The sequence below is a fragment of the Anabaena sp. UHCC 0399 genome (assembly GCF_034931465.1).
Lineage (GTDB): Bacteria > Cyanobacteriota > Cyanobacteriia > Cyanobacteriales > Nostocaceae > Trichormus > Trichormus minutissimus.
Window position 1 is genome coordinate 43546 of record NZ_JAYGGZ010000017.1, and the last position, 26283, is coordinate 69828.

At 38.3% G+C, this 26283-nt stretch carries 23 protein-coding genes and 2 pseudogenes; 15 read left to right on the plus strand and 10 right to left on the minus strand.

Translation table 11 applies throughout. The features are described from left to right. Nucleotides 1–5: 5 nt before the first annotated feature. Nucleotides 6–443, plus strand: coding sequence for a DUF6918 family protein (locus VB693_RS11625; protein ID WP_190709126.1), 438 nt, complete (start codon nt 6–8; stop codon nt 441–443). A 718-nt stretch (nt 444–1161) separates the two neighbouring features. Beyond that, a complete protein-coding gene (locus VB693_RS11630; RefSeq protein ID WP_323266440.1) occupies nt 1162–1437 on the plus strand; it encodes a hypothetical protein in 276 nt (91 codons plus the stop codon). Nucleotides 1438–1535: 98 nt separating this feature from the next. On the opposite strand, the gene VB693_RS11635 is transcribed toward VB693_RS11630, so the two are convergent. After that, entirely contained in the window at nt 1536–2474 is a 939-nt protein-coding gene (locus VB693_RS11635) for a phosphoribulokinase (protein WP_323266401.1), read from the minus strand. A 256-nt stretch (nt 2475–2730) separates the two neighbouring features. On the opposite strand from VB693_RS11635, the gene VB693_RS11640 reads away from it, so the two are divergent. Next, nucleotides 2731–4332, plus strand: a complete 1602-nt coding sequence (locus tag VB693_RS11640) for a peptide ligase PGM1-related protein (protein ID WP_323266402.1) — start codon at nt 2731–2733, stop codon at nt 4330–4332. A gap of 150 nt (nt 4333–4482) precedes the next feature. Here VB693_RS11640 and VB693_RS11645 read toward each other — a convergent pair whose 3' ends face one another. Genes VB693_RS11645 through petJ form a run of 4 tightly spaced genes read right to left on the minus strand, consistent with a single transcriptional unit; the run spans nt 4483 to nt 6640 of the window. Beyond that, nucleotides 4483–4761 (minus strand): hypothetical protein, encoded by a 279-nt coding sequence (locus VB693_RS11645; RefSeq protein WP_323266441.1) that lies wholly within the window; start codon nt 4759–4761, stop codon nt 4483–4485. Nucleotides 4762–4771: 10 nt separating this feature from the next. Then, nucleotides 4772–5212 carry a VOC family protein gene (locus tag VB693_RS11650; RefSeq protein ID WP_323266403.1) on the minus strand — a complete coding sequence of 147 codons (441 nt, stop codon included), beginning with the start codon at nt 5210–5212 and terminating at the stop codon, nt 4772–4774. 31 nt (nt 5213–5243) lie between these two features. Then, nucleotides 5244–6263 (minus strand): aldo/keto reductase, encoded by a 1020-nt coding sequence (locus VB693_RS11655; protein ID WP_323266442.1) that lies wholly within the window; start codon nt 6261–6263, stop codon nt 5244–5246. 44 nt (nt 6264–6307) lie between these two features. Next, nucleotides 6308–6640 (minus strand): cytochrome c6 PetJ, encoded by a 333-nt coding sequence (petJ, locus tag VB693_RS11660; protein WP_323266443.1) that lies wholly within the window; start codon nt 6638–6640, stop codon nt 6308–6310. Nucleotides 6641–6994: 354 nt separating this feature from the next. Here petJ and VB693_RS11665 point away from each other — a divergent pair, with 354 nt between their 5' ends. Then, entirely contained in the window at nt 6995–7795 is an 801-nt protein-coding gene (locus VB693_RS11665) for a histidine kinase (RefSeq protein WP_323266404.1), read from the plus strand. 121 nt (nt 7796–7916) lie between these two features. On the opposite strand, the gene VB693_RS11670 is transcribed toward VB693_RS11665, so the two are convergent. From VB693_RS11670 to VB693_RS11680, 3 genes are all read right to left on the minus strand, one after another. Then, entirely contained in the window at nt 7917–8108 is a 192-nt protein-coding gene (locus VB693_RS11670; RefSeq protein WP_323266405.1) for a YqaE/Pmp3 family membrane protein, read from the minus strand. Nucleotides 8109–8235: 127 nt separating this feature from the next. Next, nucleotides 8236–8631 (minus strand): phage holin family protein, encoded by a 396-nt coding sequence (locus tag VB693_RS11675; protein WP_323266406.1) that lies wholly within the window; start codon nt 8629–8631, stop codon nt 8236–8238. A 191-nt stretch (nt 8632–8822) separates the two neighbouring features. Beyond that, nucleotides 8823–10979 carry a Tex family protein gene (locus VB693_RS11680; RefSeq protein WP_323266408.1) on the minus strand — a complete coding sequence of 719 codons (2157 nt, stop codon included), beginning with the start codon at nt 10977–10979 and terminating at the stop codon, nt 8823–8825. 240 nt (nt 10980–11219) lie between these two features. On the opposite strand from VB693_RS11680, the gene VB693_RS11685 reads away from it, so the two are divergent. Both VB693_RS11685 and VB693_RS11690 read left to right on the plus strand, forming a co-directional pair. Next, nucleotides 11220–11429, plus strand: a complete 210-nt coding sequence (locus VB693_RS11685; RefSeq protein WP_237993427.1) for a hypothetical protein — start codon at nt 11220–11222, stop codon at nt 11427–11429. Nucleotides 11430–11979: 550 nt separating this feature from the next. Beyond that, entirely contained in the window at nt 11980–12807 is an 828-nt protein-coding gene (locus VB693_RS11690; RefSeq protein WP_323266409.1) for a glycosyltransferase family 2 protein, read from the plus strand. Nucleotides 12808–12943: 136 nt separating this feature from the next. On the opposite strand, the gene VB693_RS11695 is transcribed toward VB693_RS11690, so the two are convergent. Continuing rightward, complete coding sequence (locus VB693_RS11695) at nt 12944–13840, minus strand: class I SAM-dependent methyltransferase (RefSeq protein ID WP_323266410.1); 897 nt, start codon at nt 13838–13840, stop codon at nt 12944–12946. Nucleotides 13841–14147: 307 nt separating this feature from the next. Between VB693_RS11695 and VB693_RS11700 the strand changes: the two genes are divergently transcribed. Next, entirely contained in the window at nt 14148–14969 is an 822-nt protein-coding gene (locus VB693_RS11700) for a 2OG-Fe(II) oxygenase (protein ID WP_323266411.1), read from the plus strand. A 46-nt stretch (nt 14970–15015) separates the two neighbouring features. Here VB693_RS11700 and VB693_RS11705 read toward each other — a convergent pair whose 3' ends face one another. Next, nucleotides 15016–17181, minus strand: coding sequence for a polysaccharide biosynthesis tyrosine autokinase (locus VB693_RS11705; RefSeq protein ID WP_323266412.1), 2166 nt, complete (start codon nt 17179–17181; stop codon nt 15016–15018). 1897 nt (nt 17182–19078) lie between these two features. Here VB693_RS11705 and VB693_RS11710 point away from each other — a divergent pair. The 8 genes and pseudogenes from VB693_RS11710 (at nt 19079) to VB693_RS11740 (ending at nt 26272) form a co-directional block, all read left to right on the plus strand. Further along, on the plus strand, nt 19079–20437 hold the full coding sequence (locus VB693_RS11710; protein WP_323266413.1) for a glycosyltransferase family 4 protein: 1359 nt from the start codon (nt 19079–19081) through the stop codon (nt 20435–20437). Nucleotides 20438–20795: 358 nt separating this feature from the next. After that, nucleotides 20796–21224, plus strand: coding sequence for a hypothetical protein (locus tag VB693_RS11715; RefSeq protein ID WP_323266444.1), 429 nt, complete (start codon nt 20796–20798; stop codon nt 21222–21224). 28 nt (nt 21225–21252) lie between these two features. After that, nucleotides 21253–22095, plus strand: a complete 843-nt coding sequence (locus VB693_RS11720; protein ID WP_323266414.1) for an ABC transporter permease — start codon at nt 21253–21255, stop codon at nt 22093–22095. Between the two features lie 15 nt (nt 22096–22110). Next, on the plus strand, nt 22111–23397 hold the full coding sequence (locus VB693_RS11725) for a polysaccharide ABC transporter ATP-binding protein (protein WP_323266415.1): 1287 nt from the start codon (nt 22111–22113) through the stop codon (nt 23395–23397). A gap of 45 nt (nt 23398–23442) precedes the next feature. Continuing rightward, nucleotides 23443–23604, plus strand: a pseudogene (locus VB693_RS29025) (N-acetyltransferase); the annotation flags it as partial. A 60-nt stretch (nt 23605–23664) separates the two neighbouring features. Continuing rightward, nucleotides 23665–23895, plus strand: a pseudogene (locus tag VB693_RS29030) (DapH/DapD/GlmU-related protein); the annotation flags it as partial. Nucleotides 23896–24143: 248 nt separating this feature from the next. Next, nucleotides 24144–25181, plus strand: a complete 1038-nt coding sequence (locus VB693_RS11735; protein WP_323266417.1) for a Gfo/Idh/MocA family oxidoreductase — start codon at nt 24144–24146, stop codon at nt 25179–25181. Continuing rightward, nucleotides 25178–26272 carry a DegT/DnrJ/EryC1/StrS family aminotransferase gene (locus tag VB693_RS11740; RefSeq protein ID WP_323266418.1) on the plus strand — a complete coding sequence of 365 codons (1095 nt, stop codon included), beginning with the start codon at nt 25178–25180 and terminating at the stop codon, nt 26270–26272. Before VB693_RS11735 ends, VB693_RS11740 begins: the two co-directional genes overlap by 4 nt. Nucleotides 26273–26283: the final 11 nt, after the last annotated feature.

Sequence of the window (26283 nt, forward strand, 5' to 3'; positions counted from 1 at the left end):
GTAAAATGGGACTGAGTGATGGACTCTTAGACGCTAACAAGAAAGCTATGGTTGTAAATGACTGCTGCAACATGATAGAGTCCCAGCTTGCAGCCAAGTCTGGTATCAGTGGTATTGCCTTGAGAACTGCCTTTGCTGCCCTTAAGGGAGTTAAACCTGGGTATATTCCTTACGTTGTCGAACAGCTGCTACCGCCATGCTTCAGTGCAATTGATCCCATTTGGAGTGAGGGTATGCAGCAAGGCGACCCAGTTGCACATTTAGTTGGTAGTCGTTCTCGCACGGCAGACGCACTACTCAGTGTCACCGATACTAGAGTTAAGAACAGCAGTCGTTCCATCGTGCGCGGAACATATGAAAAATTGCGCGGTTCAGCTAAACAACACGTAGAGGAAGCTGTACCAGACTTAGCTAAGGTAATTCAGGACTATACAAAAGCTTAAATTAAAAAACAAGCAAAGTTCAAACAGTAAACTACCTACACTGACCTGACGGTACAGTGTGGGCTTTTAGTAGCCCTGAAGTGTCTGTGCTGAGTTCACAACATAAACAGTTCTAGCCTCTGGGCTGGTTTACAAAAGCAACTCCAATAGGTGCTATATTTTTTGCTCCATTTAAATCAGTATCACCACTCCAAGAGCAGTCCTAATTATTGCACTTGAAATGTTTATCTCTGCTCAAATAAAATCAATATATCCAAGTTTTTATTATTCTTGATCACTGCCGAAGGACACACAAGGACTATCAATTTCCTGTGCAGGTAGGAATGAACTACAAAAAATGACAGTAGAGCAGTTAACCCCGATTTCGTCAGGGTGAATACACTCTATTAATTCTTGTGTCTGGACATGAAAGGCACAGTCATTGCACATGGTTTGACATGGCATCGTGGTAAATACTCCTTCAAGCAGATGCCGATTTGTTGTAATTCTTTATCTTGAATTTAAAAAAAATCTCAAAATAATACTACCTATTTTCGATAAATTTGCTGTATCCTAGATTTCCTTGGGTATTTTTTTCAACACTTAAGTTCATAAAACTTTCTTACGGATCTATATCATGATTCTTGAAGAACTTGATTATCTCTCCAAGAATCGGCGTTTAGATGCAATTTTTTCTGTCAATATTTCAAACTGAGGAAATAAAATGGATATAACTCAAATGGATATAAGACTCATCAAAAAATCAGAAAAACTTCTCCTGGAGAAGATTAAGATGATGGAAGAAGCTGAAGAGCAAAATCCTCAAGCTGATAATTTTGATGATCAAGAACCAATAGTTGACGAAAAACCAAATTTATATACTGAAGCTGAAGCAAGAGAGCCATATTATATTCCACAAAGCAACTATCCTGTAGTTCAATCTGTTGGAAACTCTGGATGGCAAGTTTCTGATATTTGGCGCGATATCAGAGTAGATAACTTTTGTAATGACTAAGTAAACTAAATTAACCCATACAATATGGGTTTATCACACCAATCTGAACTACCAAAGATCATCTCTAAAAGGATATAATTGATCACAAATAATTTCTGTTATTGAAACATCTGCGTCGCTTTGAGCATATGGTAAGTAATAATTAGCTGTGTCAACGCCAAGGGGTAACTTTGCAGTGTTTCCCCGGTTGTGCCGGCAATCTTACCAATTTCTGGGTTGCTCTCGCGATCGCATATACTTCTTAAGTGAGGCATATCAGAACAGATAATATGCTCTAATTTATTCACCTGTTCTAAGGTGGCGTGACCGTCAACTTCTAGAACATCTACGGGTTTACTCATATCCCGGTCTAATCCGAGACGAATGGCTGACCCAGTATTACCACTGGTTAATTTGATAATGGGGGTAAAATCTGGGTGCGGAATTGTAGGACGCATGACCAAACGCACGTTTAGGTGTCCGTTAGTTTCATCGTCTGCGCCTTCTGGTGGATAAAAACTCACGACAATATCCGACCATTGTCTTTGGGGACGAATAAATTGATCTGAATCGAGTTCACGCTTTTCTAATTCTGCTAATACTTGTTCTGGGGTGTAGCCTCGTTTAAGAGTGTCCCGTTTAATTTTCCATTTGGCGCGTAAATCTTCCGGAGGCGCAAGGTAAACTTTCACATCATAACAATCACGGGCTGCACGGGTAGAATAACCAAGCAAACCTTCAATAATGACAAATTTATTGGGTTTAATGTACTGTGGCGGCTCGAAAGTCCCAGTTTTGTGACTATAAACTGGTTTAAGAATTGGCTGTCCTGTGCGTAGCAGCGATAGGTGCTGCTGCATAATATCTAAATGGTTACAGTCGGGATGAAGGGCTGTAATACCGGTTTCTGCACGTTGCTTGCGATCATAACGGTGATAATCATCAGTACAGATCAGCGTGACATTTTCCGGTCCTAGTACCTGAGCAATTCCTCTAGTGAGTGTAGTTTTTCCAGCAGCACTATCACCAACAATACCAAGAATTATTGGACGGCTCATTCATACCCCCCCGATATAAGCAAGTTTAAGAATCAATTCGCAGAGAATGTGTTTTTATTTTAAAGGGGTTTTGGCGAAGTCAATCAAGCACGAACATTTGTGCAACATCTCTATACATCTTGGGGATTGGGGATTGGGAAGAAGCTTCTTTGCGTTTAACTAAATAAAAGAAGTGTTTCATATTTGCCTTATGGCAATTGCTTTGAGATATACCAGAGTAGTAGACAGTGTTGGGGATCATGACAGGGTAGGGAATATGGTGACATTAAATGTTTCTGAATTAGAACAAATTGATCAGTTTCACCGTCTGCAATTAACTTTGTGCGATCGCTGGCAAACTACCGAACTATTTGATACTGGGGAGGCGGATATTATCGTCATTCCTTCCCTCAGTATCGACCAGCGCGAAATCCAAAAAGTTGAAGGCTTTGAACATTATGAAGAAAGATTACTTTTTACATTGATGCGGTTAAGAAATCCCCGGACTAGGTTAATTTATGTCACATCAATGCCGTTACATCCCAGTATTATTGATTACTACCTACAATTATTGCCTGGTATCCCTTTTTCTCATGCGCGCAATCGCTTGCTTTTACTTTCTACCTATGATTCATCACCCAAACCCCTGAGTCAAAAAATTTTAGAACGTCCTAGATTAAGAGAAAGAATTCGGCAAGCTATCAGACTAGAAAAATCATTGATGGTCTGCTATAACTCCACCAATTTAGAAGCGGAATTATCCTTAAAATTAGATGTGCCATTATATGCGGCTGCACCAGAGTTACAAATCTGGGGGACAAAAAGCGGTAGTCGGCAAATATTTGCAGAAAGTGGAGTTCCCCATCCAGATGGTAGTGAACTAGTCTGGAATTCTCAAGATTTAGCTATAGCAACCAGTGATTTATGGGAACGCCAACCGACATTACAACGGACGGTAGTCAAATTAAATGAGGGGATTTCAGGAGAAGGAAATGCACTGCTAGATTTACGTCCCATCATGCACCTAGCACCAGGAAAAGGAACTCAAGCTGAAAGAGTAGCAGCAATTAGCGATCGCTTCTCTACTATGCGCTTTCAAGCCAAACAAGAAAATTGGCTGAATTTTGCCGGACGAATTGCCGAATTAGGGGCAATTGTAGAGGTATTTGTGGAAGGAGAAATTAAGCGATCGCCTAGTGTTCAAGGACGGATTACCGCCACAGGAGAAGTTGAAATCCTCTCCACCCACGACCAAATTCTGGGCGGACCAGACGGGCAAATTTATCTCGGCTGTCGATTCCCAGCCGATGAAAGCTACCGCCTGCAATTGCAGCAGTTAGGGTTAAAAGTTGGCAGAAAACTAGCAGAAAAAGGTGCTTTAGAAAGATTTGGTGTAGATTTCATTACCGTTGACCAAGGTAACGGTAAATGGGACATCCAAGCAATTGAAATTAACCTCCGCAAAGGTGGTACTACTCATCCTTTCATGACCTTGAAATTATTAACCAATGGTCGTTATGACCTATCTACCGGGTTATTTTATAGTCAACAAGGTCGCCCCAAATATTACATCGCCACAGACAACCTACAAAAAGACCGCTATCGGGGATTATTACCAAACGATTTAATGGATATCATCGCCCACCATAGATTACATTTTGATAGCTGCACAGAAACCGGCACAGTCTTTCATCTCATGGGTTGTCTATCCCAGTTTGGCAAATTGGGATTAACTAGCATTGGTGATTCACCCCAACAAGCAGAAGACATCTATAACAAAGTTGTTAAAGTTCTCGATGAAGAAACCCGCAGCGAAACACCAAATTTCTCCTTGTTCTCAGATTACACTTTCCCCGTCGCCTGGGATGGATATAGTTAGATTTTTTGCGTCTTACCAAGGAGTATGCGCAATACAGTTCGGAAAGACAATTTGCCAAAATAATAAACCCTGTAAAGACGTTGCATTGCAACGTCTCTACTATTTCTTAATTACGAATTACGAATTACGAATTACGAATTACGAATTAGTTTAACTCTGTGCTGGAATGAGGCTGGCATTTTTACTTGCACTATCCCAAACTATCCAATTACAAGCATCATCTACATCAGCTTGATTCGTTGTGACTTTAAAATAAAGCTTGTTTGCACCTTTGGGTTCAATCGCAAAGTCGGCATTTTGGGCATAGACAACGATAAAGCCTCTATCTCGTAGACAATACATCGCCCAGGCTTTCAAAGATTGTTTATGTGGTTCGTGGGCAATGGGTGGTTTGGTGATTACGTCTTCAATTACCTGAAATATCGATATTGGCATCTTACTATTGTGGGTCGCAACGAATTTCAATCATAAAACCATCAGGGTCATAAAAATACACCCCTCTACCAGTAGGACGACTGACAGGGCCATAAGCAATTTTAATTTGATTTTCTGCCAAAACTGCCACCGCTTGCTCAAATAATTGCGGATCAATGTCAAAGGCGAGGTGATATGCTCTAGTGAAACTTTTTTCTGGGTCGGGATTCGGTGGTGTTAAACCCGGTGTCCAAAATAAATCCAAGACCATACCATCGGGAGTGACAAAGTTGGCAACTTTTCCCTCTGCTACTAGTTCCACTAAGGTAGTCGGGACTTCATCGCCAGTAAGTTCATGCAATCCCAAAATCGTTCCATAAAAATCGCGGGAAGCTTGCATATCTTTAACATTCAGCGCAATGTGATGCACCTTCCGCAAATTACCAGCAGCCAGAAAATTTTTCATAGTCTCCCTGTCACCTTTCCCCTGTTACCTTCTATTTCCGGTATTCATCACCACAATCACCAATCACCTGATACAAGTCCCGTGATTTTTGAGATATAGTGTTGATGCGATCGCTATCTTCAGCATCTAAATTCAAACTAAATATTTTGGCGTTATCTTCTATATGTTCCGCTATTCCCAGCCTCGCACCAACTATTACGCCACCAACGGCTGGCTGATCCAAAATGGATCTCACTGCGACGTTAGAAATACTGACTCCATGTTTATCAGCTATTTCTTTCAGGGTAGATAGCAACTCTTGAAATAATTCCCAACCACCCCAACCATCAATCATATTTTTATATTTTCGCAAGCTGACTGTAGTTAAATCAAAGCTGCGTGGTTTTGGTTTACCTAAATACTTCTCTGATAGAAATCCACCACAAAGCGAGCCATAAGTAAATAGTTTAATGTCATGCTGTTGACAAAACTTGATCATATTCACTTCTGGACGGCGGTCAACGAGAGAAAATTGCACTTGATTAGAAACAATTTTAATACCTGCTTCAGTAATGATTTGCAGATGTTCTGTATCAAAATTAGTTAAAGCCAGATGTTTAATTTTACCCTCAGTTTGCAGTTCCGCCATATATTTGAGAGCATCTAAATAGTTTTTATCTAGATATTCCCACCAGTGAAACTGCATCAAATCCAAAGATTCTACATCCATTCTTCTCAGGGAAATATCAATATTTTCCTCAACAAATTTCTTCGTCATTTTCCCAGGACGAGGAACCCATTTTGTAAAGGCTTGTACCTGAGATAAAGCTTCTTTTCCACGGGTAGCAGCTAGCTGACGACGAAATTCACCAATAAAATCTTCTGCTGGCCCATAATGGTCTGCTAAATCCCAAGTAGTAAAACCTGCATCCACATATTTGAACATACTTTCAATGGCAGCTTGAGGATTAATTCTGCCATGTCCGCCGGATACTTGCCACATACCATTTAATATCCGACAAATATTTAAATCTGGAGTAAATTGTAACCGACTTTCTGCTGATAACATGATTTTTTTTCGGAAGTTTAAGCAATGACTAATAACTAATAACTTTGTTATTTCCAACCTTTTTCTGCTTGTTCTAAAACATAAGCAGCAACCTCCTGAATCTCTTGCTCAGTGAGGCGGTCTTTATAAGCTGACATATTACTTTTACCATTAGTAACAATGCCTGTAATAGACTCTAGAGAATCCATACCATATCTTTTTAGTGTTTTCTTCTGTAAGTTCTTACCTCGCCTAATGATGTTACCTCCGTTAATATGACAACCCGCACAGTGAACACTAAAGATATTCGCACCGTTGGCTATATCTGCGGCATTCACAGGTAAAGTAAAAGTGTTAGTCATCAATAACATGATAAACACTAATGTAAGTATTTTGTTAATATATATCTTCACCATTATTTATCCTAAATATCAATCGATACTTATTTTCTCATACATAGGCGATCGTTCATACAAGTATCTTAAAATTTTTGGCATTTATGAATAATTTAATATAGGATTAATATTTGATTTTGAACGGAGACATAGGGTGTGTTGGCGACAATGTGATGCACCCTACAAATACTTAATTTTCTGCAAAAATCAAACCAGATTACCATATTACTCTGTATGAAGAGATAAAGAGGAAGTTTCTATCTAAAGGAAGTTACTAAACTCAAAAGCTCGTGACATAATGACTATAGAAGACCATAATTGAAGAATTTTATCCAAATTATCTAAATACTAGAGTAGAAAATGGCTAATAATATCAAAGAGCAAATTCAATCAGATTTGCAACAAGCAAAAGCCACTGGTCAGTTAAGAACTGAACGCATTCGTGAAATTGTGAAATCGGCTGTTTCTCAAGCCGCTTCTGAGTTTAAAGAAGGTTCTCAAGAAATTCGTGCCATTGTCAGAGATGCTGTTTCAACTGTAATTGAAAACCTCCAAGAGAAAAGTACAGAATTTAAAGAGGAGGTTACAGCATCAATAGAAGGTGCAATAGAAGGAGTAAATACTAAAAGACATGAAGCTATTGTTAAAACTCAGTCAGAATTGCAAAGACTCCAAGCTCAATTAGATGGCGAAGAAGAAAAACTCCAGCAAGATGTTGATGGAATTTTAGCAGATATTGAAGAAACTGGTAAGGAAAATACTACTACCACTAAAAATACCATTGACGCTGCTATTAATGCCATCAAAGATAGTGAAGAAGTGGGACTCTTAAAGAAACGTTATGCTCAACTCCAAGCACAACTAGCTATTGTTCGTGCTAACGTAGCTGCACGTTATGGGGGACGTTCTGAAGAGGTTAAACATTATCTAGATGAAGCCAACAACTGGTATAGTCAGGCTCGACCCCAAGCAGAGGCTCTGGCTACACAGGTAGAGGAGAAGCGATCGCAGCTAGATGATAAGCTAGGCGAAGCTGGTACAGCTATAGCTAGAAAAGAGCGTCAACTTAAACAAACCTTGCGAGAGTTATTGCTAGCAACTGCTGATTTATTCAAAGATAAAGAGCCTACCAAAGAAGATAAAGAAATTGTACATAAATAGGCTTTTAATTCTACATCATAAACCCCGGTTTCTTCAAGAAATCGGGGTTATTGCTTTTTACGAATGAGTTAGTTAGGAATTAGCCTACTGACTGGCAATTAATCAAATTAAAACCCAAATTTTAGTAAGTACCTCTTCCGGTATTCATTTGTTCTTCATGTTTAGCAATTACCCAAATTGCATGAATACTACCTGGAAGCCAACCTAAAAGGGTGAGCAAAATATTAATCACTAAAGTTGGACCAACTCCAACAGTCAAGAAAACACCTAAAGGTGGTATTAACAAACCGAGAATAAAACGTAATAATTTCATGAGATTGCTATTAATTTTTCAAGTTTATTCACATTGTCTTGAATCAACCAAATTACTAACTCCATCTCAGGAACTATCTATTGAGATAGAGAATTAATTTGATTAACACTGCTACTGATACTTATTGTTATCTAGATGGCAATTCACCCTGAGTTTCTACATCTGGACTCAAAGCTAGATTTTTTTCAGCGAAATACTTGCTAATGAATGTGTTAGCCAAAGATAAGACTACAGGCCCCAAAATAAAAGCAATCACACCATGAACACTAAATCCAGGAACTAGTGCGGCTGCTAAGGAGAAACAAATACCGTTAACTACTAGAGAAAATGCTCCTAGAGTTAAGAAATTGAGGGGTAAAGAGAGAGTTGAGATAATTGGTTTGACTGACCCATTAATTAAACCAATTACCACAGCAGCAATTAAAGCGGCTGGAAAATTAGCAATGTTAACACCAGGCACAACTAAATCCACAATTAGTAAGCTAAGTGCTGTAGCTAGAGCTATTAAAAAAGTTCCCAACATTTTTTCACCTAAAAATCAGAGAAAATTATTTCAAATTTCCTCTACTATCTTCAAATAATGCCTTAAATAAAGCATCTCTTGCTAGATAGATTATGTTTCTTCCAAAGGGATGATTTAAGTCAATAAGTTTTTATACCCAATCCCCAGAAGTTAATTAATTTTGATTTTTGACTTTTGACTTGATTAGTCCCCTACTTCACTGCTTTCATCGACAGACTAATACGCTTTAATTTCTCATTAACTTCTAAAACCCGCACTTTTACCACTTGTCCCACTTTGACAACTTTTTTGGGGTCATCTATAAATCTGTCGGCGAGTTGGGAGATATGCACCAAGCCGTCTTGATGGACACCGATATCAACGAATGCGCCAAAGTTGGCGACATTGGTGACAATTCCCTCTAGTTCCATTCCTTCTTGCAAGTCCCTGATTTCTTTAATACCTTCTTTAAAGGTGGCGTACTTAAATTCTGCACGGGGGTCTCTACCTGGTTTTTCTAGTTCTTTGAGAATGTCGCGCAGTGTGGGTTCGCCAACGGTATCGGTGACGTATTTTTTTAAGTTGGTCTTTTGCAGTTTTTCGGCAATTTGCGTTACTTGATTTAATGGTACGTTTAAGTCAGAGGCGATCGCTTCCACTAATTGGTAACTTTCTGGATGCACTGCTGTATTATCCAAAGGGTTATCTCCGCCACGAATGCGAAGAAACCCAGCCGCTTGTTCAAAGGCTTTAGGCCCCAGTTTCGGTACTTTCATCAGCTGTTTCCGATTTTTAAACGCTCCATACTGATTGCGATAGGCCACAATATTATTAGCAACTGTGGGTGTAATCCCCGAAACAAAAGTTAATAGTTCCTTCGATGCCATATTTAAGTCCACGCCAACGTAGTTAACGCAGCTTTCTACAGTCTCATCTAATTTCTTCTTCAACAACTTTTGATCAACATCATGCTGATATTGTCCTACACCAATTGATTTAGGATCAATCTTGACCAATTCAGCTAAAGGGTCTTGTAACCGCCGGCCAATACTAATAGCACCACGGACTGTAATATCTAAATCGGGAAACTCGTCAATTGCCACTTGACTAGCAGAATATATAGATGCACCAGACTCATTGACTATGACCTTTACGGGTTTCTGGTCTAGTGCTTGTAATACTTGCGCAACAAACTCATCTGTCTCACGAGAAGCTGTACCATTACCAATAGCAATTAACTCAATTTTGTATTTTTCAATCAACTTTTTGAGAGTTTGAGCAGCTTTAGCACGTTGTTCAGCAGCTTGATGGGGAAATATCGCTTGATATTCTAAAAATTTGCCAGTTTGTTCGAGAATTGCGGTTTTACAACCAGTTCTAAATCCCGGATCTATAGCTAAAGTTGGTTTCATTCCCGCCGGTGCAGATAGCAATAATTCTCGTAAATTTGCTTCAAAGGTTTTGATTGATTCTATATCTGCATAATTTTTCTTTTCAGCAATTACTTCTGTAATCAGAGAAGTTTTCATCAGACGATTAAAAGCATCTTTTAGCATCGCTTGATAAAAATCTCGAATTTCTCGGACTTTCGTTTTAATTTCTTGGGATTCTAGATGGGAAAGGACAAAATCTTCATCAAAGGTAAGATTAAAGTTTAATACTTCCTCCGCTTCACCCCGACATAAAGCCAGCAGGTTATGAGGCGCAATATTTTTGACTTTAATTTGATAATTCCGGTACATTTCAAACTTAGTTGTACCTTCAGGGTGACTATCTTTAATGCGGGAGATAAACACACCATTTTCGAGGAAATAATCACGAATATAGGCACGTGAATTCGCTTTTTCGGCTACTTCTTCCGCTAGAATATCAGCTGCACCCTTTAACGCTTCATCTGTGGTTTTTACCCCTGTAGTTTCCGAAATATATTTTGCTGCTTCTGCCTGTAATGATGAGGAAACAGGGTTTTTGACATTTAAAGATTTGATGAATTCTGACAGAGGTTGCAAACCTTTCTCTCTAGCGATAGTCGCGCGGGTGCGTCGTTTTGGGCGATATGGTAAGTATAAATCCTCAAGTTCTGTTTTTTGTAAGCAAGATGAGATTTTATTTTTTAATTCGTCGGTCAGTTTACCTTGTTCTGCGATCGCTTTTACAATGGCTGACTTCCTTTCCTCTAATTCCGTTAAGTAAGTATACCTATCAGCTAAATCACGTAATTGGATTTCATTCATTTCTCCAGTGCGTTCTTTCCGGTAACGTGCAATGAAGGGAATTGTCGCACCCTCTGCCAAAAGTTCTAGCGCGTTTTCTACCTGATGAGGTTTGAGTTCTAGTTCAGTTGCCAGTATATGTGGAATGTTTTGCATCGGGTGTCTCAGGAAAAATATGAGTCCTAAAGTTAATATGCTAAATGGTTGTGCCAGTAACAGCACTGAGTGTTAAGCTAAATTACTATGTAACTGGGTAATCTTAACAAAATATGTAGTTGTTTTAAGAAATTTATTGTGATGCCATCAACTAAGATGTAATATTAACAACAATTAGAAAAAAAATTTCTATCTGCTTTGATTAAAGCTTTACATTTTCATTTGTGGAGGTGAATAAAAATGCCCTTGTTTTTTCTGATTCCTCTTGTTACAGGTTTAGCAACTGGTTACATATCACAAAAGTGTCATGATGAAACCGGCTATATTATCAGTCTGTTTACCATCCTCAGTTTGATTTTGAGTTTGATTTTAGCACCTTGGCAAATCCAGTTGTTCCTACTGATTGTGGTGTTAGCTAGCACCAACAGATTTTTAAAACAAAAAAATTAAGCTGAATAGAGCAAGACTAAATTATAGCTATAGCGATCGCCACAACTCCAGTCTTTCTTCAATACTAATGAAAAGTCCTGAGTTGGAAATGCTAATAGCAAAGCGAGGTTTAAGCCTGGACTTTTTACTATATTCAGAACTCAGCACTGAGTATAATGAATCGCTAATAGTAATCTTGCTGTTAGCGCATATTTAACATCTTTAAAAGCAAATCCAGGTTAAAAACATTCACCAACATCATCAGTTTTATTAAAAAATTTGTATAAAATTTTACTAAAATTTACTATAAATATTTCCAAACACTTAATCTTCGTCATCTTTTATGGATTACACTGAATCATCTGATTGATCAAAAATCTCCAAATTCCAGCTTATGTATGCTATCCAATCAAAAGACTCCACTTCTAACTACATCAATTATCGGAATCCTAAATCAAATCGTATGTGAAAAATTTTAAGTAATGCAGCCCACAGCATCTAGCTTTTGGTTGGCAAAACCTACACTACCCGTATTTCAACCATCACATCGGATTCCTATATCTAAATTCCTATGCAAACACCTACTACAGAGAATTGGTCTAATTCTGATGGAATAAGTGTATCCATGTTAGAGCAAATCACTCCCCTAATTCTTACTTATAATGAAGAACCCAATATTGGACGCACACTTGAGTGTCTCACTTGGGCAAAACAAATCATAGTTATTGATAGCTATAGTACCGATACAACCCTAGAAATTCTTAACTCTTATTCACAAGTCCAGGTATTTCAACGTAAATTCGATACCCACGGTCAACAATGGAACTATGGTTTAGAAAAAGTTCAGTCCCCTTGGGTACTTTCTCTAGATGCAGATTATATAGTTACAGATGAGTTAATCTCTGAAATGTCCGGCTTATCTGTCGATGGACAAATTGATGGCTACTTTGCCAGATTCAAATACTGTATATTTGGCAAACCCGTTCGCAACACCCGAATACTTCCTCCCCGCCAAGTCCTGTTTCAAAAAAGTAAAGCTATTTATATCGATGATGGACATACACAAGTCTTACAACTGACTGGTCAATCAGCTGTACTATCTGCTTATCTCTACCACGATGATCGCAAACCGTTTAGTCGTTGGTTATGGTCACAAGAACGCTATACAGTCCTTGAATCCAAGAAAATACTAGAAACTCCCATCAACGAACTTGATTGGGTTGACCGTATCCGCAGACGAAAAATTTTAGCTCCTTGGATGGTCTTTCTCTATTGCTTGATTATCGAAGGCTGGATTTTTGATGGTTGGCATGGTTGGTATTACGTATTTCAGCGTGTTTTAGCTGAAACTATCCTGGCAATTCGTCTGATTGAAAGGGAGAAGTTAAAACGTCAGTGAAGATCGTGAAAAGAAAAAATAACGCTATGTTATGTAGGGTGCGTTAGTGAGAGAAAACGTAGAAATACCAAGAAATCATTACCAACGCACACTAATAACACCTAGTATTTTGGCACAATTTTTTGCTATTCCCTTGTCAATCCATACGAGTGGCAACACACATCAAAGACAATGCCGCCTCTGGGGAGTTGGGGTCTATACCTGATAATTTCTGAGCTAGACGATACTTCCAAAATGGCTTACCGTAGTTGCCCTTTAACGCTTCTGCCCCTACCGTGTGGTTATGAGGATAAACCTTAACTGCAAACCCCATCGGTTCTAGCAACTCATAGAACATCTCTGATGTGACACCATCACAGGCCCTGTGATGTACCTCTGTTGCCAAACCCCAGGATTGCTCCTCTGCTGAGGAATGTCCACCTCGTTTCATATATCTATAAATTGGCAACCGCAATTGCCATAATAGCGAACCTAAACCTTTGAACTCATAAGCACTTTTTTGGGGATCGTGATCTGTGATTAACAGTCCACCAGGACGCACCAACTTAGCAGCTTCCTGCAAAACCTTGGACATATCATCGCAATGGTGCAAAGACGCATTTAGTATCACAATATCAGCAAACCCAGAAACCAAAGGTAGATTTTGAGCATCGGCTAGAATGGCTGCGTATCCAAGTTGATGGGCTATTTTTAAAGCACCGAGAGAAACATCTACACCAATTAATAACTCAGGTTCACCACAAACATCCTTTAGAGAAGCATAGACATTACCCGGGCCGCAACCAATATCCACAACTACTTTGCCATGCCAACTACCAATAATTTCTCGCCACAGTTCCACAAATTTTTCATCTCTATGACACGCGTCAAAATAATTTAGCCCCCATTGTGGATGTCCAAAGTAGTAGCTATTGGCTTGAATTGCTGGAGTGGGATTTAAAATCTTGCAAACAATAATATCTTCATCCCATCTCTCAATCTCCTCTGGACGAGAAAAATGCTGAGAGCAGTTCTTGATCGCTTGTTTTAACATAGACTAAGAATTTAGGCGTATATTTACTGATTTATCTGGTGATAAGAAGAATATACCAAATTGTTTTTGTCATTAGCCATACTTTATTTAAAAATAACAAGAAGTTTATGTATAATTCTAGTTGACATAAATGAACAACTATGGATTAGGCAAAAAAACACAAAGATAGTTCATAATTTCATCAAGCAAAATACCTATAATTAAAGATTGCAAATTTCGCTGAATACGTTAAGCACTCTGTGGCTTATATCTTTATCAAGATAGTAAAATGATGTAAATTTATTTACACAACTAGGATAGATTACAAATGTTACACAAAAATAGTCTACGGAATCATTATGTTGAGCAAATTTTAACTAGACTTGAACAGTCTAAATCCGCTTTAATGGATGATTTTGCGATAAAAGAGCGGATAAACAGTTGTTATATAGATAACTTATTAAATGAAAATGATGTCATAGAAATCTATAATGCTTTTCCGGAAAAAGAACATTTATTGCAGTTAAAAGATATTCGAGAGCATAAATACGTAGGCATACAATTAAATAAATACAACCCAATTTTAGAAGAAATTATTTATGCTTTTCAAGATAACAGAGTTGTAAATTTAATTGCAGAGATCACTGGCTTTGAAAAATTAATTCCAGATGAATACCTCTATGCTGCCGGCTTTAGTCTGATGGAATATGGGTGCTTTTTAAATCCTCATTTGGATAATTCCCATGATAAAGATATTAATAATTATCGTGTTTTAAATCTGCTGTATTATGTTACACCCGATTGGCAAGAAGACTATGGTGGGAATCTAGAACTTTGGGATGAAGGTTTAAAACAGCCTTGTAGAACTATCCACAGCAAATTTAATCGCCTAGTGATTATGGTTACAAATAGAACTTCCTTGCACTCAGTTAGCCCTATTAATCATCATGGTCGGCGGTGTTGTGTATCAAACTACTACTTTTCACCAAAACCTGCTGCAACAGAAAAATATTATCACGTAACTTCCTTCCGAGGCCGCCCAGAACAACAACTGCGAGATATGGTTTTGCGAGGAGATGCGAGTTTACGCAATCTAGTACGTAAACTTTTTAAGTATGGAATTAAAAAACCTCATTTCTATAAGAAATGAAGATTAAAGTAAAATTCCTCACAACTTGAATTTCAATTGTTACTTACTAATAAACGGTAAAGTCATGGTTCTGCCCGTTACCAACTATACCTAAAACATTCAAACGGGAAATTTTTAGACTATCTAAAGCTTTTTGTAGAACTGTAGAATCTGTTTTATCTATTTTTACCACCATCAAAATTCCATCTGTATGGGGTGCTATGAGATTAACATCAGCTAGTCCCATCAAGGGAGGTACATCGTAAATCACTAAGTCGAAAGTGTTATGAAAATTTGCCATGAGTTGCTTCATTCTTTCAGACGATAGTAGTCTGGCTGGATCAGGTGGCAAAGGACCCCCAGTGATCACTGATAATTGACTCATAGAAGGTTGTTGGCGAATTACTTCTTCCACAGGAAAATTAGTAGAAATTAGATTACTTAATCCCCAAGCATTATTTAAGCCTGATAGAGTATGAATAACAGGTTGACGCAGATCAGCATCTACCAATAATACGCGCTGTCCCATTGCTGTTGCTATTTGAGCGAGATGAAAAGCAATGGTAGATTTACCATCACCAGGCATAGCTGAACTAATAGTAATAGAGCGAATCTGACGCTCAGAACTGAGTAATTGAATATTTGTACAAAGTACTCTTAAAGCCTCTAAAAATTTCTTGGAATAGTTACTGTAGTTCTGATCTGCTACGATTGCCAAACCAGAAATATCATCAGCAAGATTAGTTAATGGTCCTTTTACAGAAATGTTTGGTGTTAAAGTCCGGGCTGAATTTATCTGAACTTGTTTTTCAAAAGGAATATTTCCTAATAAGGGTATCTTGACTTTATCCTTCAACCTATCAACAGTATGATATGTTTTATCTAGCTTTTCCATCAATAAAGCAACACCCAGTCCTACAAAGACGCTTGCCAATAATCCTCCAACTAAATTACGTGTCGTGTTGGAAGTAGAGACAGGGTTTTCTGGCTTTGTTGGTGCTTGAAGTAATTGCCAAACGAGTTCTGATTGAGATATTTGTATTTCTATGTTTTCACGGGTAGATAAAAGCCGATTGAGACTATCAATAGCAATCTGTAATTCACGTTGTATTTCAGTATATTGCTTTGAAAGAATTGGCAATTTTCTTCGTCTTAGTTCCCACTTGTCTTCTGCTTTAAATATTTCTTTATTTTGTAATTCTAAAGTTTTAATTTGTGTTCTTAAAACTGCTATTTTTACACTTAAAATTCGGTCTGCTTCTTGTTGTAGCACTAACAATAGACTAGCTTGTTTCTCTTTTAGTGATTTAATGCTTGGGTTTTCATTCTGTAACCGAGTGGATTCTGAAGCAATCTGAATGTCTAATTGTCGTACCTGAGTCAGCAACTGTTGATACAAGACAGCATCATTGAGAGCAGCTGATTTTCCCTCATTAGTCTGGATGTTAGCAAAACTAGCACGATTTAATGCTAATTGCATATCAATATTTTGTCTTTGATTAGATAAATTTTTGATTTGTTGACTTACTTCTTCCGCTTCACTTTCTGGGTTGTTGAAGTCATACTTTTGCCGGAAAAGCTGTAGTTCATTTTGAATTTGATTAACCCGATTTTTTATAGATCTTAATTGTTTCTCAACAAACTTAGCACCTTGCTTTAACTTGGTTTGTCTCCTTTCCTGACTGTAATCCAAATAATCCTTAGAGATTAAGTCAAGTACAACTTTAATCTCATTTGGATCTGCACTACGATAACGAATTTCTATGATCTTAGTTTCACCCAAGCGATTAATACTCAACGAGTTCATCAAAGAGCCATAATTAATACTTGGGTAAATAATTTGCAACTGCTGAATAGTGCTTCTAAGTATTTCTGGACTTTTAAGAACTTGAATCTGACTGTCATAATCTAGACCTGCTTGGTTTGGGTTAGACTCCTTGAGAATATCTACTGTTTTAGCATCATCATTGACAGGTTCTACTAAAAGATGAAAACTACCTTCATATTGCGGTGGTTTGGGGTTTAGCTTTAAGTTAACAATTACAGTTGCCATAACGGTAATTGTTACCCCTGCAATCAGCAGCGCGCGTCGTCTGACAATACTTAAAATTTCTTGGAAATTCCAATTATCCTCTTCTTCTTCAGTGAATGAAATAGGAGATGCCTGTGAAAGTGACGGAGAATATGGATTGCTACCGTTAGAACTAGATGGTGGATAAGGATAATTTTCCATTAGCTATTGAATATTGGATAATGTTTATAGTTTTTATAACAAGTATAAATGGCTTTGAAGAATCAGGTTCGTTATCATTATCAAATAAATATCAATTGATTAAGATGTTGAAAAATAGCTCATATATGCCATAATTCCTAGATATATTAAGTAATAATATAGGAATGGTAAGTAGGAAGGCGTAATTATTTGTAGGATGTTTACGTCCCTTGATAAAGTATTAAACCCTTGAACAGCATGGGTTACGCTACGCTAACCCATGCTACGTTTAATTCGATCCACCTACTTACTTGAATCTTGTTAAGTATACTGAGGAAGAAACCTTTGTATAGCAAGCTTATCGCTAATTTGGTTTTTCAGAAATTAAGGGAGCAACGCGATTTTCTGAAGTCGAATAAAAAACGAGCGATCGCTAAACAGGAATTCCCGTACCCCCAGTAAAAAAATACTTGTTAAATAAGTCAAACCTCAGTAATACTGAGATAAATGTATCTTTATGGTTATTTACCTCTTTCATGGAGACAAAAAAGTGTAGGATTCCTTTCGAGTAAAGGGTTTGAGATATGAACTCAAAACAGGGGATATTTACACAGATTTCCTCATCTACATGGATAATGAGTTGTCATTTTATTGAGGATTAAAGTGCGAACTCAACCCAGGATGGGTTACCCAATAAAAGCCAGTCATCCCTAAGTATTGCTACTTATTTCGACTGAACGAATCGCACGCACGCCGCAGACATCGCAAGGATGCTCTGCCGAACATTGTCGCTTGTTTTTCCCAAACTTCAGAAAATCGCGTTGCTCCCGAAATCAAATATGATTACTATACTAAATTTATTTCATAGTTTTTCTATAAGCATAGATATGATAATTTATGTTCAATTTTGGGTTACATTGAGATCAATGTAAATCAAATATATTTTGATAAGGGGTATTCTGTACTTAGAGTTAAATACTTTGTCTGCTCACCTCCTAGCTGCTTTTTAAAGGGATACTATACCGAATGCACGGTTTTTACGGGAATTTACTGGGTTATAAACAAATTTTACATAACATGAATATTTTTCAAAAATCCTACCTACAGGATTGACAATGTAAGTAGATATACACAAAAAAATCAACTATGTAACAAAATATAAAATACTTAAAAACCTTGCTTTCGCCCCTCGAACGCTCTGTTCGTAATGATATTATACATTTTCCTGCTTACCTATAAAAATATATACTAATCTTTTTAAGAAGTATAAATTATGAAAAAACAAATTGTGATTGTATAAAGATTAAGTTTAAAAATAGGTTATCTGAATAAATTTTTGATGAAGGTAAGAGGTCATATTGAAAAAAATGGTATTCTAGCTATCGTGATTACACGTAACTTTAACTCAAAAATTACCCCAAAAATTCAGTGTAGGAAAGTTGCATGGAGTCGATATCAAAATATGAGCTTCTCTTTAGTTATCTGTGTTCCCTACATAAGAGAAGTGTTGGATAGCAGTTATAAAAATACTAAAAGTTCTTTTTATTTAACTGTGACTGCGATCATAGCTTGCCGTTTATGTACAGAGGCTTTACAAGTTATCGGAGGAAAGCCTTTAAACATCATAGTTACTAAAAATTCACTCATGTAAACTGTTGAAATTAGTAAATCGAGAATACATAGCGTTTCTCAATCCAGTGAGGTACATTTTCAAATCTACTTGTTTTGATATAAAAGGTTTAGCTGTACTTCAGTTGCCTGGGAAACACTATAATATCTTGATAAAGCAGTTAAATTGAGTCAATCAGCTTAGTATTACTTAATGGCTAATTATGAATCTTCTTACTAAAAGATTAACGGCTTAAGTAGTTCAGTAAAACCTAAATAAACTGTTAATTTCTAGATTAGGATACAGCTGATGAGACTTAATGAATGGATTAATCAAAAGTTGTTGCAATCCATTTCTACTCAGTTAGATGAAAAAGATGATCTTGCTGTAAAGATGCAACCATCAATTAAGTTGTCTGTCGTGACCCAGTTTTTTCCTCCAGACTATGCTGCTACCGGGCAGTTAATTGAGGAACTAGTACAACAATTAAGTCAGCAAGGAGTAGATATTGAAGTTTTTACCAGTCAGCCTGGATATGCGTTTAGCTCTGATACAGCACCTACAGTTGAATGGGTTGATAGAATCAGAATTCAGCGATCGCGTACCGCCCAACTTTGGCCTGGGAGAATTCGTGGTAAAGCTATTAATGGTGTTTTATATACCTTACGAGCAATGCTTTATCTTTTCAGAGCTTGGCGGCGTAACAATGTATTATTAGTAACTACAGCTCCACCATTTCTACCAGTTATAGGGTATTTAGGCAATCTTTTGTTTGGAGTACCGTATATCTGCATTCTCTATGACCTTTACCCAGATATTGCGATCGCTCTAGGAGTTCTTTCAAAAAATCACTGGCTCGTGGGATTGTGGGGTGCGATTAATCAACGAGTTTGGTTAAATGCCAAGAGCGTTATAGTTCTTAGCCCTGGAATGAAACAGCAAGTTTTAGCTAGATGCCCGCAAATAGCTCATAAGATTTCTGTAATTCACAGTTGGGCTAATCCTAAGTTGATTGTACCCATTGCCAAGTCAGAAAACTGGTTTGCCTGGAAATATAATCTAGTCAACAAATTTACCGTTCTGTATTCTGGCAATATGGGTAGATGTCATGACATCGATACGATGTTAGATGCTGCCAAAGAACTGCAAGACGAGCCAATTCAGTTTGTGTGTATTGGTGGTGGAGCAAAGCGCGAAGAACTAATTCAAGAAGTAAATCAGTTAGGGCTAAAAAACTTCACATTTCTACCATATCAAGATAAACAAGTCTTGCCTTATTCCCTGACAGCTTGCGATGTGTCATTAGTGAGTGTAGATGAATCTACAGAAGGTTTGGTTGTTCCTAGCAAACTTTACTCAGCTTTGGCGGCTGGAAGACCGATTGCCGTAATTTGTTCTCCCTATTCATATCTCAGACACATAATTGCAGAAGCCAATTGTGGAGGCACATTTGACAATGGTGATGGTCATGGACTAGCACAATTTATTCGCTTACTTAGTCGTGATCAAAAACTAGGAGAACGGATGGGGAAAGCAGGACGTCAGTATCTACAATCAAACTTTACACCTAAAGTTATTTCTCAACAGTATCTTGATGTTTTGCAGCAGGCAGTCTTATATAATGACAAAGTAATGACTAGAGTGCAAAGCAAATATCCATTGAGTTAATTAGGTGATCAAAATGGGTCGTAATCCCTACATTCCGCTAAAATTTCGTGTAAAAGCTGGTAAATTATAGTATGATTTTATTAGTATGAAAATACCCCATTAAAATTTATCTATAACTCAAGTTAGGGATTAAATAATTATTTGATAATTCATAAATCCCAACTAACTATAAGTTATTGCTCTGGCAGTATTTTTAACCTTGACAAGCAGTAATTTAATTAAGCACAAACTCATCATCGTATTTGAATACTTTGATTTTTTGGGAGTAGGCTTCGATGGTCGTTTTGATCTCAGTCTCTCCAAAATAACCTTCCTTACTTTGTTATTGATGGATGATTTATTGATGTGGGAGGTCGAATTGCAGAGAAGGTGTGACCGAAATCGGAAACGTTCAAAAAGAAGAGCTATATATTGCCCCATTCATAGTTGCTATCTTGATAGTGTGAGTCAGAAGTATCAACTTTTTGCTGACCAAGTAGGACAGTTGCGACAGCGTGGCATGAGTCGGCGCAGTGCATTGCTGTTAGTTGCAAACCAAACAGCAGTCCCTATCAAGGGAGAATGGGTAGAAGCTTTTTGGTGTGAGCATTGCCAGCAAAAGCAGTGGTATCACGTTCGCAAAACAGATGAACAGACTTATGAAATTTCTATAGCACCTAATGAATTATGGCAACAGGTGACAGGGGTGATTGATCCCCAAGGGAATTCTTCAGTTGGTGAATTTACTCGCAGACATGCCAGGCTTGTTGGAAATCATGCCATAAAAGATTTCCAATTTGTAGGTTAACTATTAAAAATAGTCTTTAATGAATACAATGAATAGTCAAAACACAGCATCTAAACCAGAGTTAGTGCTGGAAGCTGGACGCGCAGAGCGTCAGTATTGGCAAGACCTGTGGCGGTATAGAGAGCTTTTATACTTTTTGGCTTGGCGTGACATATTAGTCCGTTATAAACAAACATTTATTGGCATCGCCTGGGCATTAATCCGACCATTTTTAACAATGGTCGTCTTTACAATAGTATTTGGTAAATTAGCAAAATTGCCGTCAGAGGGTGTACCTTATCCCATTCTAGTATTTGCTGCCATGTTACCCTGGCAGTTTTTTGCTAATTCCTTGAGTGAGTGCAGTAACAGCTTAATTGGTAATGCCAATTTGATATCTAAGGTCTATTTCCCTCGCTTGATTGTACCTATTAGTGCTGTTTTTGTCAGTTTTGTGGATTTTATGATTTCTGGCATGATTTTGCTGGGGCTGATGGCATGGTACGACTTCGTCCCTAATTGGCGGATACTAACTCTTCCATTATTTATGAGTATTGCTTTTGCTGCTTCTATAGGAGTTGGTCTATGGCTAGCTGCTTTAAATGTGGAATATCGGGATTTTAGATTTATCGTCCCATTCATTGTCCAGTTTGGGTTGTACGTATCACCTGTAGGTTTCAGTAGCAATATTGTGCCAGAGCAATGGCGTTTTCTGTATTCACTAAACCCAATGGTGGGAGTAATTGATGGATTTCGTTGGGCTATTCTAGGTGGCGAATCAAAAATTTATTGGATGGGATTCGCAATATCTCTAGGAATTGTAATACTTTTACTGTTAAGTGGCATCTGGTATTTTCGTAAAACTGAACGGACGTTTGCTGACATAATTTAGCAGGGAGCAAAGCAGATGTCGGATAGTGTAATTCACGTAGAGAATCTGAGCAAAAAATATATTATTAATCATCAGCAGGAGAATTCTAGTAGTTATCGCTACAAAGCTCTTCGGGATGTAATTACTGATGCCAGTAAGTCTCTTACCAAAAAATTCATCAAACCTGCTGGTAAGAAAATGCCCAATCCATCTCGTGAAGAGTTTTGGGCATTGAATGATGTTTCATTTGAGATTAAACAAGGTGAAGCCATTGGCATAATTGGACGCAATGGTGCAGGTAAATCAACACTTTTAAAAGTTTTAAGCCGGATTACCGAACCGACGAAAGGGCGAATTACAATTAGAGGAAGAGTAGCAAGCCTTTTAGAAGTTGGGACAGGATTTCACCCAGAACTTACAGGAAGGGAGAATATCTATCTCAACGGTTCTGTTTTGGGGATGAGTAAAATCGAAATTCAGAAAAAATTTGACGAAATAGTTGCCTTTGCTGAAGTAGAAAAGTTTTTAGACACACCAGTCAAACGTTATTCTTCAGGAATGTACGTGCGCTTGGCATTTTCTGTCGCGGCCCATTTAGAACCGGAGATTTTAATTGTTGATGAAGTTTTGGCTGTAGGAGACTCTGCATTTCAGAAGAAATGTTTGGGGAAAATGGGTGACGTTGCCACTAAAGAAGGACGAACAGTTTTATTTGTCAGCCATAGTATGCAGGCAGTTGCTCAACTGACCAAACGTTGTTTATTACTTTCTAAAGGCAACATCCAGTTTGATGGTCATACCTCCAAAGCAGTACAGTTATATCTGGTTGGGCAGAAAGATGATGCTGAACCACAGGCTTATTACCAAGCACCTGTGAACAAAACAGGCAATTGTGTTGCTTGGGCAAAAGTGCATACTTCTGAGGGAGAAGGTGTTCACTGCTGGGGACAACCAATTACGGTTGAGTTTGCACTACAAGTAACTCAACCGCATGAAAGTCTTTGGTTCTCTTTTCAGATAGTCAGTGCTTTGCAACAATCTATATGTATTTTCTGGTTTTGCGAGCCTGATGCTCAATTTCGACGAGAGTCTGGAACGTTTATTTTACGTTGTGAAATACCTAAATCTAGGCTTTACATGGGTTCATACACCTTAACAACATGGTTTTCTGAACGCCGTAGTGAAACTCTGCTAGAGAACCTCAGAGAAATCTGCCCATTTGAAGTCACTATGCACAATTTCGAGCGTCCAGATTATCAATGGCAAGCTGACGAATGTATTTATTTAGAAGATGCAGTTTGGCGAATTGTAGAAAAAGTTTAATAATGAGATTTTTATCTCATGTATAGCAAGCACAAGGTAAAAAAAATGCCAGTAAATAATGATGTCAAGTTAGGCAACAATGTGAAGATTTTTCATACCCATCTGGTGAATCTTTACGGTTGCATTATTGGTGATGAAACAAAAATTGGTACATTTGTAGAAATTCAAAACGATGTCACAGTCGGGAGTCGTTGTAAAATTTCCTCACACAGTTTTATTTGTGAAGGAGTAATTCTAGAAGATGAAGTATTTATTGGTCATGGAGTCATGTTTACTAATGATATATATCCCCGTGCTACCAATGAAGATGGCAGTTTAAAAACAGCAGATGATTGGGATACAGTGAATACCCGTGTGAAACGTGCTGCATCTATAGGGAGTAACGCCACTATACTGCCAGGAGTCACTATTGGTGAAAAGGCTATTATTGGTTCTGGTGCAGTAGTCACTCGTGATGTTCCTGATTACGCAATTGTGGTGGGAGTTCCGGCTCGTATTATAGGTGATGTACGCAGTCGCTGCCAAAATCTAGAGCTTTCAGCTATTAGTGTGAGCTAAATAGGATATGGGAAATTACTAACTTTAACTTAGTAGAATACAAAAAATATTTTTCAATAAACCGTATAGATTAATACAAAACTATAAAAATATTTTTTGAACCCTCAATGCAGCCAAAAAACTAGCTTCATCTTTTGATGATAGCTACAGCAATTTCATAGAAATAAACATTCAAATTACTAAATAAAATGGCAAATAGCATTAACATCGGTGTAATTGGTTACGGTTACTGGGGTCCTAACTTAGTCCGCAACTTTGCAGAAATTCCGGGAGCAAAGGTGACGAGTGTGAGTGATTTTAAACCAGAATTATTGGCTAAGGTACAAGCTCGCTATCCATCTATGAAGGTAACTACAGATAGTCGAGACTTATTGAAAGATCCAACAATTGATGCGATAGCGATCGCCACACCTGTCTCGACACATTTCGATTTAGCTTTAGCAGCACTGAAAGCAGGCAAGCACGTACTGGTTGAAAAACCCATGACTAATACCTCTGAGCAGGCGATGCGCTTGATTGAGGAGGCAGAAAAACGCAACCTAGTGCTGATGGTAGACCACACCTTTGTCTACACTGGTGCTGTACGTAAAATGCACGACTTAATTGCTACCAACAAATTAGGTGATATATACTACTATGATTCTGTACGTGTAAACCTGGGGTTGTTTCAGCATGATGTCAATGTCATCTGGGATTTGGCAGTACATGACCTTTCAATCATGAACTATGTCTTGCCATCCCGTCCTTATGCTGTTTCAGCTACAGGAATCAGCCATGTACCAGGAGAACCAGAAAATATTGCTTACTTGACCTTATTCTTTGAGAACAGCTTGATTGCTCATATTAATATCAACTGGCTAGCACCAGTGAAAGTGCGGCGTACACTAATTGGTGGCAGTCAACGCATGATTGTTTACGATGACTTAGAACCCAGCGAAAAAGTCAAGATATACGACAAAGGGATTACTGTAAATGGCAATAACGAAAGTGTCTATCAAATGCTAATTGGCTACCGCACAGGGGATATGTGGTCTCCCCAGTTAGATATGACAGAAGCACTGCGAACAGAAGGGTTGCACTTTATTCAGTGTATTCAACAGGGCGATCGCCCACTTACCGATGGAGAAGCCGGACTGCAAATAGTCAAAATTCTTGAAGCTGCAACCCAGTCTCTCAAGCAGCAAGGTAAATTAATTGAACTGAATACAGCAGGGGTAGCAGTATGATTCCATTTGTAGATTTAAAAACCCAGTATTTAAATATTAAAGAAGAAATTGATACTGCTGTTTTGAAAGTCCTTGAAAGTACTCAATTTGTTTTGGGCAATGAAGTCAAAGCGTTAGAACAAGAATTTGCTGATTATTGCAATGCAGATTATGGTATTGCTGTCAATACAGGTACTAGTGCGTTGCATTTAGCATTACTAGCAGCTGGCATCGGTGCTGGTGACGAAGTAATTACCGTACCTTTCACCTTTGTGGCGACCACAGCAGCAATTTGTTACACCGGAGCTACACCAGTTTTTGTAGATATCGATCCTGTTTCCTACACCATAGATGTCAGCCAAATTGAACAAGCAATAACCGAACGCACTAAAGCGATTCTCCCTGTGCATTTGTACGGTCAACCAGCAGACATGAAGCCAATTTTGGACATTGCTCGCCGTCATGGTTTGGTGGTGATAGAAGATGCAGCCCAAGCTCATGGGGCTGAATACAAAGGGCAACGGGTTGGTAGTATTGGTGACATTGGTTGTTTTAGTTTTTACCCTGGGAAAAATTTAGGGGCTTATGGCGAGGGAGGTATGGCAGTCACCAAAAATCCCGAATATGCTCGTACTATGGGAATGCTGCGCGACTGGGGTCAAGAACGCAGGTATCACCATGTCCTCAAAGGTTACAACTATCGAATGGATGGCATCCAGGGCGCAATTTTGCGGGTGAAGTTACGCTATATTGAAGCTTGGACAGAAGCAAGAAGAAGCCACGCTGCATACTACGACCAACTCTTGGCAGACTCTGGTGTGAGTACACCAACTGTAATGCCTGACAGCCGCCATGTTTACCATGTTTACGCAGTGCGATCGCCTCAGCGAGATGCCCTGCAACAAAGCCTGCAAGAGATGGAAATTCAAACAGGTATTCACTACCCAATTCCAGTCCATCTCCAGCCAGCATATTCTGAATTAGGTTATCAAGTTGGAGATTTTCCGCACTCAGAAGCAGCATCTAGGGAAGTGTTATCTCTGCCGATGTATGCAGAACTCAGTACAGAGTCACAAACTCAAGTTGCCAAAGCAGTAATTAGCTTAACATAACCGAGGAATTC